Here is a 13,555-nt window from a genome sequence, read left to right as displayed (position 1 = left end):
CCGTCCTAGCGTGGACGCCATGACGTACGACGCAGCACACCGGTACATGAGCGAATGCGCCGACGAGGCGGCCCGCGTGGCGCGCGGTGTCCCCGCCGAGCGGCTGAACGACCCGACCCACTGCTCCGCCTGGGACGTGCGTGCCCTGGTCAACCACTGGGTCCTGTACACCTCGCACGGTCTGGAGCACCGCGCCCGGCGCACCCCGTTGCCCGACGAGCTGACCGCGCGGGACTTCACCGCGGAGCCGGACTGGGCGGAGGCGTACGCGGCCCAGTTGCAGCGCGCGGTCGCCGCGTGGAAGGACCCGGCCGTCTGGGAGGGGGAGATCGACCTCGGCTCGGCCGCGCTGCCGGCCGCCGAGCTGGCCGGGATGGTCATCAAGGAGATGGCGGTGCACGGCTGGGACGTGGCCGTGGCCACCGGCCAGGAGTTCCGGATCTCCCCGGAGGCGGCCGGCTTCGTGCACGACGTGGTGGTCCGGCACGCCGAGCTGTACCGCCGGTACGACGGCTTCGCCGACCCGGTGCCCGTCCCGGACGACGCCCCCGTCTTCGACCGGGCCCTCGCGGCCAGTGGACGCGACCCGCGGCAGGGCGTCACGGCACAGCGCTGAGCCCGCGGCAGGGCGGGCGTGCCCGCACAGTGGTGAGCCCACGGCGGGCGTGGCCGCACAGCGCCGAGCCCGCGCCGGGTGGCCCAGGGAACCAGCCCCGAAATGGCCCGTTCCCCCGGGCCGCCCGGCCGGTAGCGTCGCCGCCATGACGAGCACCTCGCCCACCGGCACCGCGTCCACCGGCATCTCGCCCACCCGCGTCGACTGCTACTTCGACCCCGCCTGCCCCTTCGCCTGGATCACCTCCCGCTGGCTGCTGGAGGTCGAACGGCAGCGCCCGCTCGACCTCCGCTTCCACGTGATGAGCCTGTATCTGCACAACACCGGCAATGAACTGCCCGACTGGTATCGCACGTTGGTCGACAAGTCGATCGGCCCGGTGCGGGTGGCGGTCGCCGCCGCCGAACGCCACGGCGAGAAGGTCCTGCGCGACCTGTACACGGCATTCGGCAGCCGCATCCACGAGCGGCGGCAGGAGGACTTCGACGCGGTGATCGCCGAGGCCCTCGCCGAACTCGGCCTGCCCGCCGACCTCGCCGCCGCCGCGCACGACGCGTCCTACGACGACGCGGTGCGCCGCAGCCACGAGGCCGGCGCCGAACCCGAGTCGGGCGTCTATGTGGGGACACCGACGATCCACGTCGACGGCACGGTGTGGTTCGGCCCCGTACTGCGGGCGATCCCGCGCGGCCGGCGTGCGGCCGAACTCTTCGACAGCTTCCGCACCCTGGCCGCCGACCCCGACGTCTTCGAACTCAAGCGGACCCGCACGGGCGGACTGTCCTTCAGCTGACCCCGAGCACCTCGAGCATCGCCCGGGTCGCCGGGCTGGGGTTGAACCGGCTCCACGCCAGGTACTCCACCCGGCGCGGCCCGTCGACCACCGGCACCAGCACCAGACGCGGATCGCCCGCGGCCAGCGGCCCGATGTACGCCGACGGCAGCAGCGCCAGGCCGAGGCCGCGCGCGATGAGCCCGGTGATCAGCTCCACCACGCCGGCCTCGTACGCCACGTCACGGACGAGTCCGGCGGCGGTGAACGCCCGGTCCGACTGCGCCCGGGCGGGCGTGCCCTCGACGAAGTCCACGAACGTCTCCCCGGCGATCTCCGTCAGGGTGACCCGCTCGGCGCCCGCGAGCCGGTGCCCGGCCGGCACCACCAGCACATGCTCGTCACGGTCGAGGACGACCGTCTCCACCCCGGTGGGCCGCTCGTCCTCCGGCATGCCGAGGAAGGCGATGTCCAGCTCGCCGGCGCGGATCGCCGCGGCCAGTTCGTCGCTGCGGCCGGAGCGCAGGCCGACCCGGACGTCCGGGTGCCGGTCCCGGTAGCGCCGGAGCAGCTCGGGTACGTCCACGGCGGCCGTGGTGACGATGACACCCACGGCGAGCCGGCCCCGTACCACCCCGGTCGCGGCGGCCGCGTCGGCGACCGCGCGATCCGCTGCGGCCAGGCACTCGCGCGCGGCGGCGACGAACGCGGCACCGGCGCTGGTGAGTTCGACGCGACGGCTGGACCGGGCGAAGAGCTTCACGCCCAACTCCCGTTCCAGGGCGGCGATGCGGTGACTGAGCGACGACTGCACCACGAAGCAGCGCTCGGCGGCCCGGGTGAAGTTACGGGTGTCGGCGACGGCGACGGCGTAACGCATCTGCTGGAGATCCACCGAACCATGGTCATGGTGCATGGCTGCCATGACAACCATGTGTTGGACGCATGATGGCCGGGTCGACAGACTTCCAGGCATGCACTCCTCGCCCACGCGGCGGGCGGCGACCGTCGCCCTGACCGCGCTCGCTCCCGCGTCCTGGGGCACGACCTACGCCGTCACCACCCAACTCCTGCCGCCCGGGCACCCGCTGTTCGCCGGTCTGATGCGTGCCCTGCCCGCCGGGCTGGCCGGGCTGGCGCTCACCCGGACGCTGCCGCGCGGTCAGTGGTGGTGGAAGGCCGCCGTCCTCGGCGTGCTCAACATCGGCGCGCTGTTCCCGCTGCTGTTCGTGGCGGCCGAGCGACTGCCCGGCGGTGTCGCCGCCACGCTCGGCGCCGCACAGCCGCTCCTGGTCGCCGGGCTCGCCATCGCCGTGCTGCACGACCGGCCGACGGCCTGGCGCTGGACCTGGGGTGTGCTGGGCGTGCTCGGCGTAGCCCTCGTCGTCCTCGGCCCGCAGGCCCGGCTGGACGCCGCCGGGGTGCTCGCCGGCCTCGGCGGGACGGCCGGGATGGCCGGCGGTGTCGTCCTCACCAAGCGCTGGGGCCGCCCTGCCGGTGTCGGCCCGCTCACCCTCGCCGGCTGGCAGCTCACGGCCGGCGGACTGCTGCTGCTCCCGCTCACGTTCGCCGTCGAGGGAGTGCCGGAGCGGATCGACGCCGGTGCGGCCGGCGGCTATCTGTGGCTGGGCAGCATGGGCGGACTCATCGCCTACACGCTCTGGTTCCGCGGGATCGGCCGGCTCCCGGTCGGCGCGTCCGCCCCGCTGGTGCTGCTGTCGCCGCTGGTCGCGACCGTGGTCGGCATCGCGCTGGGCGAGTCGCTGACCTGGCCGCAGACCACCGGGTTCGTTCTTGCCCTGGCCGCCATGCTCGCGGCCCAACTCGACATCAGGAGAAGCCCTTCCATGTCCACACAGAAGACGATCGCCGTGCTCGGCGCCACCGGGATGGTCGGCAGCCGTGTGATCGCCGAGGCCCGCTCGCGCGGACACCGGGTGCGTGCCCTGTCCCGCAAGCCCGTGAGCGACGACCCGGGCGTGACACCGGTCGCGGTCGACGCGAACGACCCGTCCGCCCTGCGCGAGGCGCTGGCCGGCTCCGACGCCGTCGTCCTGGCCGTACGGACCTTCCCCGCCGACGCCGCGTTCCTCACCGGCACCACCCGCACCGTGCTGGACGCCGCCGCGGAGCGCGGGACACGCGTCCTGGTGGTCGGCGGGGCCGGTGCGCTGCGCAGCCCCGGCGACCAGGAACTGCTCGTCGCCGACAACCCCGCGTACGTCCCCGCCGAGTACCGGGCCGTGGCGGCCGCCGGGATCGCCCAACTGGAAGCCTGCAGGTCCCACGCCACCGCCGACTGGGTCTACCTGAGCCCCCCGGCCGAGCTGGCACCCGGCCCCCGCACCGGCCGATACCGCCGAGGCACCGACACCCTCCTCACCGCCCCCGACGGCAGCTCACGCATCAGCGCGGAGGACATGGCCGTAGCGATACTCGACGAACTGGAGAACCCGGGAGCAGACCGTCACATCACGGTGCGGGCCCACTGAAACGCGCCCCAAAGGGGCGCGGGGAACGGCGCGACCAGCCACAATGCCGCCGCAGCCGCAAGACATCAGAACCCGGCAGACGCAGCGGAGCGCTCACGCCCCCAGCGCCGCAGGCAACGGCATGACAGCCGCCTCGTACCGCTCCAGCAGCACCCGCGCCACCTCAGGAGAGGCTCCCAGCACATCCCCGAGAACCTCCGCGTCCGCGGCGTCCGCGCCCCGAGCGATCCGGTCCGGCAGAGACCCGGGAGCCAGCACATACGGCGCAACCGCGACCTTGGCACAGCCCTGCGCACGCAGCTCGCGCACCGCGTCCTCGGTCCGGGGAAGGGATGCGGAGGCGAACGCAGGCCGCACGGCGCACCAACCGGTGTGCCGCCACTCCCGCGCGATTGCTGCGATCACTGCGATCGCCTCCGGGTCGGTGGACCCCGCCGAGGCCAGCACGACCCCGGTCGAGGACTTGTCGGCGGGGGTCAGCCCCGCCTCGTACAGCCGCCGTTCCAGCGCCGACAGCAGCAGTGGCGACGGACCGAGGACGTCCGCCTGCCGGATCCGCAGGCTCCGCGGGGCGTCCCGCAGGACCGCCGGGATGTCCGCCTTGGCGTGGAAGGCCCGCGTCAGCAGCAGCGGCAGGGCCACGACATCACGGACGCCTTCCGCCGCCAGGGACTCCAGCACCCCCTGCACCGAGGGGATGTTGAAGTCCAGGAACCCGGTCTCCACGCGCAGGCCGGGCCGCAGCGACCGTACGCGCTCCACCAGGGCGTGCACGGTCGCCGCGTGCCGCGGGTCGCGGCTGCCGTGGGCGATGACGAGGAGGACGGGGGCGTGGGACATGAAACTCAGCTCTTCACCAGCAGGCCGCGGCTGCGCAGCACGGCCCGCTCCAGCGGACTGAAGATCAGCAGGTCGATCGCGATGCCGACGAACAGGATCAAGACGATGGACTCGAACACCATGGACATCGAGCTGGCGTTGCGGCCGTTCTCCAGCAGCGCGCCCAGGCCGATGCCGAGGTCGGGGGAGGAGGCGATGATCTCCGCGGCCATCAGCGACCGCCAGGAGAACGCCCAGCCCTGCTTCAGACCGGCGAGATAGCCCGGCAGCGCGGCCGGCATCACGATGTGCCAGGCGCCCCGCAGACCGGTCGCGCCCATCGTGCGGCCCGCGCGCAGGAACAGCGGCGGCACCTGGTCGATGCCGGAGACCAGGCCGTTGGCGATGGACGGGACCGCGCCGAGCAGGATCACCGCGTACATCATCGAGTTGTTCAGGCCCAGCCAGATCACCGCCGGCGGCACCCACGCCACGCTCGGCAGGGACTGCAGACCGGACAGGATCGGGCCGATCGCGGCGCGCACGAACTTCACCCGCGCCACGATGAGCCCCAGCGGGGTGCCGATCGCGAGCGCGAAGAGGAAGCCGAGCAGACCGCGTGAGATGGACGTCCAGATGTAGCCGAGCAGCTCGCCCTTGAGCCAGGCGTCCTTGAACTCGGCGCCGACGTCCGCGGGCGTGGGCAGCTTCGTCGGGTCGTCGACGATCTTCAGGGAGACCAGGGCCTGCCAGAGCACCAGGACCACCGCGACCGCGACGATCGGCGGCAGGATCTTCCGGACGAAGGTCTCGCGGAAGGGCGGACGGCCGGTCGCCGAGGACTCCAGGGCGTCCAGGCCCGCCTCCAGGCCGCCGAGACCACCGGCCCGGTCGGCGGTGTCCGCAGTGGCCCGGCCGGGGCTGTCCGCCGTCGTGCCGGTCGTGTCAGTGCTGGCCATGACGGCGGATCTCCCCACGCAGTACTTCGGTGATCTCCAGGGACAGTTCGGCCACGGGAGCGTCCTCGATGCGCCGCGGCTGCGGGATGCCCACCCGCCACTCGCGCGCCACCCGGCCCGGCCGGGAGGACAGCAGCACCACGCGCTCGGCGAGCCGGACCGCCTCGCGCACGTTGTGCGTGACGAACAGCACCGACACCCCCGTCTCCTGCCAGATCCTGGTCAGCTCGTCGTGCAGCACGTCCCGGGTGATGGCGTCCAGCGCCGCGAACGGCTCGTCCATCAGCAGCAGCCGGCTGTCCTGCGCGAGCGCGCGGGCCATCGCCACGCGCTGGCGCATACCGCCGGACAGCTCGTGCACCCGCTTGCCGTACGAGCCCTTGAGCCGGACCAGTTCGAGCAGTTCCTCGGCGCGGTCGCGCCGCTCGCTCTTGGGTACGCCCCTCAGCTTCAGGGCGAGTTCGATGTTCTTGCCCGCGGTCAGCCACGGGAACAGGGCGTGCTCCTGGAACATCAGGGCCGGACGCCCGTCGGTGTCGATGCTGCCGGCGGTGGGCCGCTCCAGGCCCGCCACCAGGTTCAGCAGTGTCGACTTGCCGCAGCCCGAGGCCCCCAGGAGGGTGACGAACTCGCCCGGAGCGACATCGAGGCTGATGTCGTCCAGCACGAGCTGCTGCCCGGCGGGCCCGGCGAAGGACTTCGACACGTGCTCGATACGCGCGGCGTACTCGACTGCCTGGACGCCTTCGGCCTTCATGATCGCGGTGGCCATGGTCGTCACCTCCTGGGGACTGAACGGGTGGTCGGGCTTACTTGACGCCGAGTCCGGCGTCGGCGACTGCGGGCTTGCCCTCGGCCTTCAGCACCTTGTTCAGGAGGGTGAGGTCGTAGATGCCGTCCAGCTCGGGCTCCTTGAGCAGACCTGCCTTGACCGCGTGGTCGGCCTCGGTGCCGAGCGTCGAGGCCAGCGGGTCGTCGATGAACTGGATCGACTTCCAGGCCGGGTCGAGGACCTTGGCCGGCAGCGCCTTGCCCGAGTCGGCCTCCAACTGCTGGTTGGCCGCGGTCTTCGCCTGCTCAGGGTTGGCGTTGATCCACTTGTTGGACTCGATGGAGGCCTTCAGCACCGCTTCGACGGCCTTCGGGTGCTCCTTGAGGAACTTCTGCGACACGATGACGTTCGTGATCACGAACTTCTTGTCCGGCCACAGGTCGGACTCGTCCAGCAGCACCTTGGCGCCCTCGGCGACCAGCTTGGACGCGGTCGGCTCCGGCACCCACGCGCCGTCGACGGAACCCGACTTGTAGGCGTCCGGGGTGACCTTGTTGTCGGTGCGGACGACCGAGACGTCACCCTTGCCGCTCTGTGCGTCGACCTTCCAGCCCTGCTCGGCGATCCAGTTCAGGAACGCGACGTCCTGGGTGTTGCCGAGCTGCGGCGTGGCGATCTTCTTGCCCTTGACGTCCTTCACGGACGTGATCTTCTTCGGGTCGACGACGAGCTTCACACCGCCGGAGGCCGAACCGGCGATGATGCGCAGGTTCTTGCCCTTGGACTTGGTGTAGCCGTTGATCGCCGGAGAGGGGCCGATCCAGCCGATGTCGATCGAGCCCGAGTTCAGCGCCTCGATCTCGGAGGGGCCGGCGTTGAAGATCTGGTAGTCCGCCTTGGTGGCGCCCAGTGACTTCTGGAAGAGGCCCTGCTGACGGGCCACCAGCGCGGTCGCGTGCGTCAGGTTGCCGAAGTAACCGATCTTGACCTTGTCCAGGCCGTCGATCTTCGTGGCGCCCGCGGCGACCTTCTGGGCGGCCGAGTCGTCCTTGGCCTCGGACCCGTAGCCGCAGGCGGCGAGGGCGACGAGGGGAAGAGCGGCCACGGCGGTGATGCCGCGGCGAAGGAGCGTCGAGCGTGTGGCAGGCACGGGAGGGTGTCCTCTCGGAGGCCCGGCGGTCACGGTCTTCTAGGTCGTGGCCGGGAAGTCGGCAGAAGGTTTTCGTCTCTTCCGGGACGTCGGGTGGGGGGTCGGAGCGGTCAGCGCACACATCGCGCGACTCCGCCCTGTCCGCTGCCGAGGGCGCCGCTGCCGACGCGGCCGCCCTCCTTCGCGAACGTCCCGTAGTAGTCGTAGGAGTTCATGTCCTAGAAGTCCCAACCGTCGTCGTCGGACTCGTCCTTGACCGGCTCGGGCGCGGCGAACGACTCGCCGACCATGCCCGCGGTCAGCGTGGTGCCGTCGCTGGGGTCGATCAGGATGAAGGAGCCGGTGCGGCGCGAGTCGGCGTAGGAGTCGACCGGCAGCGGCTCGGCGGTGCGGATCTTCACACGGCCGATGTCGTTGGCGGCGAGCTGCCCCGGGTGCGGGTGCAGGGACAGGTCGTCCAGCGTCAGCCGGGACGGGATGTCCTTCACGATCGCCTTGACGGTGCGGGTGCCGTGCTTGAGCAGCACCCGGTGGCCGACGGTGAGCGGGGCGTCGGCGACGTGGCAGACGGTCGCCTCGATGTCCTGCGTGGTCGGCGGCGCGTCCTTGCTGGGCACGATCAGGTCGCCGCGGGAGATGTCGATGTCGTCCGCGAGGAGCAGGGTCACCGACTGCGGCGTCCAGGCCACGTCGACGGACTCGCCCAGCAGGTCGATGCCGACGATCTTCGTGGCCCGCCCGGACGGCAGCACCGTCACGGACTCGCCGACGCGGAAGGTGCCGGCGGCGATCTGGCCCGCGTAGCCGCGGTAGTCGGGGTGCTCGGCGCTCTGCGGCCGGATCACGTACTGCACGGGCAGCCGCGCGTGGCAGTGCCGCAGGTCGTGGGCGACCGGGACGGTCTCCAGGTGCTCCAGCACGGTCGGGCCGCCGTACCAGTCCATGTTCGCCGACGGCTCCACGACGTTGTCGCCCTCGAGCGCCGAGATCGGGATCGCGGTCACCTCGGGCACGCCCAGCTCGGTGGCGTACGCGGTGAACTCCTCGGCGATGGCCGCGAACACCTTCTCCTCGTGGCCGACGAGGTCCATCTTGTTCACGGCGAGCACGACGTGCGGCACCCGCAGCAGGGCGGCGATCGCCGCGTGCCGGCGGGTCTGCTCGACGACGCCGTTGCGGGCGTCGACCAGGATCACCGTCAGCTCGGCGGTGGAGGCGCCGGTGACCATGTTCCGCGTGTACTGCACATGGCCCGGGGTGTCGGCCAGGATGAACCGGCGCCGCGGGGTGGCGAAGTAGCGGTAGGCCACGTCGATGGTGATGCCCTGCTCACGCTCGGCGCGCAGGCCGTCGGTGAGCAGCGCGAGGTCCGGGCCCTCCTGGCCACGGCTCGCCGAGACGCGCTCCACGGCCTCCAGCTGGTCGGTGAGGACCGACTTGGAGTCGTGCAGCAGCCGGCCCACCAGCGTGGACTTGCCGTCGTCGACGGAACCGGCGGTGGCGAACCGCAGCAGGGTGGTGGCCGAGAGTTCCTCGGTCGTGATCGTGCTCATCTTTAGAAGTACCCCTCGCGCTTGCGGTCTTCCATCGCCGCCTCGGACATCTTGTCGTCGGCCCGGGTGGCGCCCCGCTCGGTGAGCCGGGACGCGGCGATCTCCGCGATCACCTTCTCGATCGTGTCGGCGTCGGAGTCGACGGCGCCCGTGCAGGACATGTCGCCGACCGTGCGGTAGCGCACCAGGCGCTTCTCCACGCTCTCGCCGTCCTTGGGGCCGCCCCACTCGCCGGCGGTCAGCCACATGCCTGCGCGCTGGAACACCTCGCGCTCGTGGGCGTAGTAGATCTGCGGCAGCTCGATGCCCTCGCGGGCGATGTACTGCCACACGTCCAGCTCGGTCCAGTTGGACAGCGGGAAGACGCGGACGTGCTCGCCCGGCGCGTGCCGGCCGTTGTACAGGTTCCACAGCTCGGGGCGCTGGCGGCGCGGGTCCCACTGGGAGAACTCGTCGCGCAGCGAGAACACCCGCTCCTTGGCGCGGGCCTTCTCCTCGTCGCGGCGGCCGCCGCCGAAGACCGCGTCGAACTTCTCCGCCTGGATCTTCTCCGTCAGCGGCAGCGTCTGCAGCGGGTTGCGGGTGCCGTCCGGGCGCTCCTTGAGCACCCCGCGGTCGATGTAGTCCTGCACGGAGGCGACGTGCAGCCGCAGACCGTGCTTCTCGACCGTGCGGTCGCGGTAGTCGAGGACCTCGGGGAAGTTGTGCCCGGTGTCCACGTGCAGCAGGGTGAACGGCACCGGCGCCGGCGTGAACGCCTTCAGCGCCAGGTGCAGCATGACGATCGAGTCCTTGCCGCCGGAGAACAGGATCACCGGGTTCTCGAACTCGCCCGCGACCTCGCGGAAGATGTGCACGGCCTCGGACTCGAGGGCGTCCAGGTGCGAGAGGGCGTACGGGGTGTCCGTGCCCTCCTGGGCGGTGGTGGCGACGGTCGTCATGCTGCACCCCTTTCGTTCGCTTCTCCGCCCGCGCGGCGCAGAGGTGCGGCCTTCGTGGTCGTCTGCGGCCCGGCGGCCGCGCGTGCGTCGCTCACAGGAGTCCCCTTTCGGCGAGCAGCGCGTGAACGGACGCCGCGGATTCCTGCACGGTCTGGTTCTGCGACTCGATCCGCAGATCGGGCGTCTCGGGCTCCTCGTACGGGTCGTCGACCCCCGTCAGGCCGCTCAGCTCGCCCGCGGCCTGCTTGGCGTACAGGCCCTTGACGTCCCGCACGGAGCACACCTCGACCGGCGTGGCCACGTGGATCTCCAGGTACGTCGTGCCGTTCGCCTCGTGCCGCTTGCGCACCGCGTCACGGCTGTCCGCGTACGGCGCGATGACCGGGACGAGCACCTTCACGCCGTTGCGGGCGAGCAGTTCGGCGACGAAGCCGATGCGCTGCACGTTGGTGTGCCGGTCCTCGCGGCTGAAGCCGAGGCCCGCCGAGATGAACTCGCGGATCTCGTCGCCGTCGAGCACCTCCACACGGTGGCCCTCGGCCCGCAGCCGGCCCGCCAGCTCGTACGCGATGGTGGTCTTGCCGGCGCTCGGCAGACCCGTGAGCCAGACGGTGGCTCCGCTCGTCACGTCAGTCTCCTGATGGTTCGTCGTCATCCGTGCAGCCCGCACTCGGTCTTGGCGCGGCCCGCCCAGCGGCCGGCGCGCGCGTCCTCGCCCTCGAGCACCCTGCGGGTGCAGGGGGCGCAGCCGACGGAGGCGTAGCCGTCCATCAGCAGCGGGTTGGTCAGTACGCCGTGCTCGGTGACGTAGGCGTCCACGTCGTCCTGGGTCCAGCGCGCGATCGGGGAGATCTTGACCTTCTGCCGCTTGTCGTCCCAGCCGACCACCGGGGTGTTCGCCCGGGTCGGGGACTCGTCGCGGCGCAGGCCGGTCGCCCAGGCCCGGTAGCCCTTCAGGCCCTCTTCCAGCGGCTGGACCTTGCGCAGCTTGCAGCACAGGTCGGGGTCGCGGTCGTGCAGCTTCGGACCGTACTCGGCGTCCTGCTCGGCGACCGTCTGGCGCGGGGTCAGCGTGATGACGTTGACGTCCATCACGGCCTCCACCGCGTCACGGGTGCCGATGGTCTCCTCGAAGTGGTAACCGGTGTCCAGGAACACCACGTCCACGCCCTTGAGCACGCGGGACGCGAGGTGCGCGACGACCGCGTCCTCCATGGAGGAGGTCACGCAGAAGCCCTTGCCGAAGGTGTCGACCGCCCACTGGAGGATCTCCAGCGCGGAAGCGTCCTCCAGATCGCGGCCGGCCTGCTCGGCGAGCGCCTTCAACTCGTCGGCCGTACGCTCCTTGTGAGCCGTCGTCATATCGAGTCCCCTTGGTTGTCGGCCTGCTTCAGTCCCCGGGCGAGCAGCCCGAGGAACTTCAGCTGGAATGCGCGGTTGCACGCCGCGCATTCCCAGGCCCCGTGACCTTCCTCGCCAGGACGCAGGTCCTCCTCGCCGCAGTACGGGCAGTAGAAGGGCGCCGCACGCTCGCTCACGACAGGGCCTCCTCGGAGGCACGGGCCGCCCAGGCCGCGAACCGCTCGCCGTCCTGGCGCTCGGCCTGGAACCGCTTGAGCACCCGCTCGATGTAGTCCGGCAGCTCGTCCGCGGTCACCTTCAGACCGCGCACCTTGCGGCCGAAGCCGGCCTGAAGGCCGAGCGCGCCGCCGAGGTGCACCTGGTAACCCTCGACCTGCTCGCCCTGGTCGTTCAGGACCAGCTGGCCCTTGAGACCGATGTCCGCGACCTGGATACGGGCGCAGGCGTTCGGGCAGCCGTTGAGGTTGATGGTGAGCGGCTCGTCGAACTCCGGCAGGCGGCGCTCCAGTTCGTCGATCAGGGTGGAGCCGCGCTGCTTGGTCTCGACGATGGCGAGCTTGCAGAACTCGATGCCGGTGCAGGCCATGGTGCCCCGCCGGAACGTGGACGGGCGGGCCGTGAGGTCCAGCGCCTCCAGCTCGTCGACCAGCGAGTCGACCTGCTCCTGCTCGACGTCGAGGACGATCATCTTCTGCTCGACGGTGGTGCGCACCCGGCCCGAGCCGTGCGCCTCCGCGAGGTCGGCGATCTTCGTCAGGGTGGAGCCGTCGACGCGGCCGACGCGCGGGGCGAAACCGACGTAGAAGCGGCCGTCCTGCTGGCGGTGGACGCCGATGTGGTCGCGCCACTGCTGCACCGGCTGCTCCGGCGCGGGACCGTCGATCAGCTTGCGTCCGCCCAGGTACTCGTCCTCCAGGACCTGCCGGAACTTCTCCGGGCCCCAGTCGGCGACCAGGAACTTCAGACGGGCGCGGTTGCGCAGCCGGCGGTAGCCGTAGTCGCGGAAGATCGACACGACGCCCTCGTAGATGTCCGGCACCTCGTCGATCGGCACCCAGGCGCCGAGCCGCACGCCCAGCTTGGGGTTGGTGGACAGGCCGCCGCCGACCCACACGTCGAAGCCGGGGCCGTGCTCGGGGTGGCGGACACCGACGAACGCGACGTCGTTGATCTCGTGCACCACGTCCAGCACCGGCGAGCCGGAGATCGCGGTCTTGAACTTGCGCGGCAGGTTCGAGTACGCCGGGTTGTTCAGGACGCGGCGCTTCATCTCCTCCAGCGCCGGCGTGCCGTCGATGATCTCGTCCTCGGCGATGCCCGCGACGGGGGAGCCGATCATCACACGCGGGGTGTCACCGCAGGCGGTCACCGTGGACAGGCCCACGGCCTCGAGACGGTTCCAGATCTCGGGCACGTCCTCGATCCGGATCCAGTGGTACTGCACGTTCTGCCGGTCGGTGATGTCGGCCGTGCCGCGCGCGAACTCCTGCGACAGCTCGCCGATCACCCGCAGCTGCTGCGTGGTCAGCGCACCGCCGTCGATGCGGACACGCAGCATGAAGTAGCGGTCGTCCAGCTCCTCCGGCTCCAGGATCGCGGTCTTGCCGCCGTCGATCCCGGGCTTGCGCTGGGTGTACAGGCCCCACCAGCGCATCCGTCCACGCAGGTCGCTGGGGTCGATCGAGTCGAAGCCCGCCTTGGAGTAGATCGTCTCAATGCGTGTCCGCACATTGAGACCGTCATCGTCCTTCTTGACCTGTTCGTTGCCGTTGAGCGGGGTGAAGTGACCCGCGGCCCACTGACCCTCGCCGCGGTGACGGCTCACCTTGCGACGGGGCGCGGAGGCGGCAGGGTTCTGCGGGGTGGCGGCCATGGTTGATACGTCCTTCGGGACCGGCGGGAAGGGCTGACCTGCGCGTACAAGCGCATGGGGGCATACGTGCGCGTCGTTGCGCAGGCGGCGACGGGATGGGGGAACCGGTGGTGCTGTCTGGTCTCAGCGCGTCGGACAGATGGCGCTGGACATGCGGCCGAGGTCGACGTGACGCCGACTCACCAAGGCGATTCCAGTTCCGGACATGACGGAAGCGTGGCACGGCGATCTGGACACAGTCCAGCT

At 71.2% G+C, this 13,555-nt stretch carries 15 protein-coding genes and 1 pseudogene; 4 read left to right on the top strand and 12 right to left on the bottom strand.

Annotated elements, in window-relative coordinates:
* Positions 1-19: 19 nt before the first annotated feature.
* Together AB0J12_RS01940 and AB0J12_RS01935 are read left to right on the top strand one after the other, a co-directional pair.
* A complete protein-coding gene (locus AB0J12_RS01940; RefSeq protein ID WP_363262157.1) occupies positions 20-616 on the top strand; it encodes a TIGR03086 family metal-binding protein in 597 nt (198 codons plus the stop codon).
* 145 nt (positions 617-761) lie between these two features.
* The gene (locus AB0J12_RS01935) at positions 762-1,409 is read left to right on the top strand and encodes a DsbA family protein (RefSeq protein WP_363262156.1); all 648 of its coding nucleotides are present in this window, start codon (positions 762-764) and stop codon (positions 1,407-1,409) included.
* On the opposite strand, the gene AB0J12_RS01930 is transcribed toward AB0J12_RS01935, so the two are convergent.
* Positions 1,402-2,283, bottom strand: a complete 882-nt coding sequence (locus AB0J12_RS01930) for a LysR family transcriptional regulator (RefSeq protein ID WP_363262285.1) — start codon at positions 2,281-2,283, stop codon at positions 1,402-1,404. The two genes, AB0J12_RS01935 and AB0J12_RS01930, sit on opposite strands and share 8 nt — an antisense overlap.
* Positions 2,284-2,362: 79 nt before the next feature.
* Here AB0J12_RS01930 and AB0J12_RS01925 point away from each other — a divergent pair.
* Positions 2,363-3,214, top strand: a pseudogene (locus AB0J12_RS01925) (EamA family transporter); the annotation flags it as partial.
* Positions 3,197-3,880, top strand: a complete 684-nt coding sequence (locus AB0J12_RS01920; RefSeq protein ID WP_363262284.1) for an NAD(P)H-binding protein — start codon at positions 3,197-3,199, stop codon at positions 3,878-3,880. The pseudogene AB0J12_RS01925 and the gene AB0J12_RS01920, both read left to right, overlap by 18 nt.
* Positions 3,881-3,973: 93 nt before the next feature.
* Here the strand turns inward: AB0J12_RS01920 and AB0J12_RS01915 are convergent, their stop codons facing one another.
* The 11 genes from AB0J12_RS01915 to AB0J12_RS01865 form a co-directional block, all read right to left on the bottom strand.
* Positions 3,974-4,720, bottom strand: a complete 747-nt coding sequence (locus tag AB0J12_RS01915; protein WP_363262155.1) for a sirohydrochlorin chelatase — start codon at positions 4,718-4,720, stop codon at positions 3,974-3,976.
* 5 nt (positions 4,721-4,725) lie between these two features.
* On the bottom strand, positions 4,726-5,658 hold the full coding sequence (locus tag AB0J12_RS01910; RefSeq protein ID WP_363262154.1) for an ABC transporter permease: 933 nt from the start codon (positions 5,656-5,658) through the stop codon (positions 4,726-4,728).
* Complete coding sequence (locus AB0J12_RS01905) at positions 5,645-6,430, bottom strand: ABC transporter ATP-binding protein (RefSeq protein WP_363262153.1); 786 nt, start codon at positions 6,428-6,430, stop codon at positions 5,645-5,647. Before AB0J12_RS01905 ends, AB0J12_RS01910 begins: the two co-directional genes overlap by 14 nt.
* Positions 6,431-6,467: 37 nt before the next feature.
* A complete protein-coding gene (locus tag AB0J12_RS01900) occupies positions 6,468-7,580 on the bottom strand; it encodes an aliphatic sulfonate ABC transporter substrate-binding protein (RefSeq protein WP_363262152.1) in 1,113 nt (370 codons plus the stop codon).
* A 218-nt stretch (positions 7,581-7,798) separates the two neighbouring features.
* Positions 7,799-9,133, bottom strand: a complete 1,335-nt coding sequence (locus tag AB0J12_RS01895) for a GTP-binding protein (RefSeq protein WP_363262151.1) — start codon at positions 9,131-9,133, stop codon at positions 7,799-7,801.
* Positions 9,134-9,135: 2 nt separating this feature from the next.
* Complete coding sequence (cysD, locus tag AB0J12_RS01890) at positions 9,136-10,074, bottom strand: sulfate adenylyltransferase subunit CysD (RefSeq protein WP_363262150.1); 939 nt, start codon at positions 10,072-10,074, stop codon at positions 9,136-9,138.
* Positions 10,075-10,165: 91 nt separating this feature from the next.
* A complete protein-coding gene (gene cysC / locus AB0J12_RS01885; RefSeq protein WP_363262149.1) occupies positions 10,166-10,729 on the bottom strand; it encodes an adenylyl-sulfate kinase in 564 nt (187 codons plus the stop codon).
* On the bottom strand, positions 10,726-11,436 hold the full coding sequence (locus tag AB0J12_RS01880; protein ID WP_363262148.1) for a phosphoadenylyl-sulfate reductase: 711 nt from the start codon (positions 11,434-11,436) through the stop codon (positions 10,726-10,728). The genes cysC and AB0J12_RS01880 overlap by 4 nt, the downstream gene beginning before the upstream one ends.
* The gene (locus tag AB0J12_RS01875; protein WP_363262147.1) at positions 11,433-11,612 is read right to left on the bottom strand and encodes a hypothetical protein; all 180 of its coding nucleotides are present in this window, start codon (positions 11,610-11,612) and stop codon (positions 11,433-11,435) included. Before AB0J12_RS01875 ends, AB0J12_RS01880 begins: the two co-directional genes overlap by 4 nt.
* Positions 11,609-13,309: a nitrite/sulfite reductase gene (locus AB0J12_RS01870; RefSeq protein WP_363262146.1), complete on the bottom strand. Its 1,701-nt coding sequence runs from the start codon at positions 13,307-13,309 to the stop codon at positions 11,609-11,611. Before AB0J12_RS01870 ends, AB0J12_RS01875 begins: the two co-directional genes overlap by 4 nt.
* A gap of 123 nt (positions 13,310-13,432) precedes the next feature.
* A complete protein-coding gene (locus AB0J12_RS01865) occupies positions 13,433-13,516 on the bottom strand; it encodes a putative leader peptide (RefSeq protein ID WP_363262283.1) in 84 nt (27 codons plus the stop codon).
* Positions 13,517-13,555: the final 39 nt, after the last annotated feature.

The organism is Streptomyces sp. NPDC049915, assembly GCF_040656475.1.
Classification (GTDB): domain Bacteria; phylum Actinomycetota; class Actinomycetes; order Streptomycetales; family Streptomycetaceae; genus Streptomyces.
The sequence above is the reverse complement of the archived record's forward strand: the minus strand, read 5'-3'. Positions and strand labels throughout refer to the sequence as shown.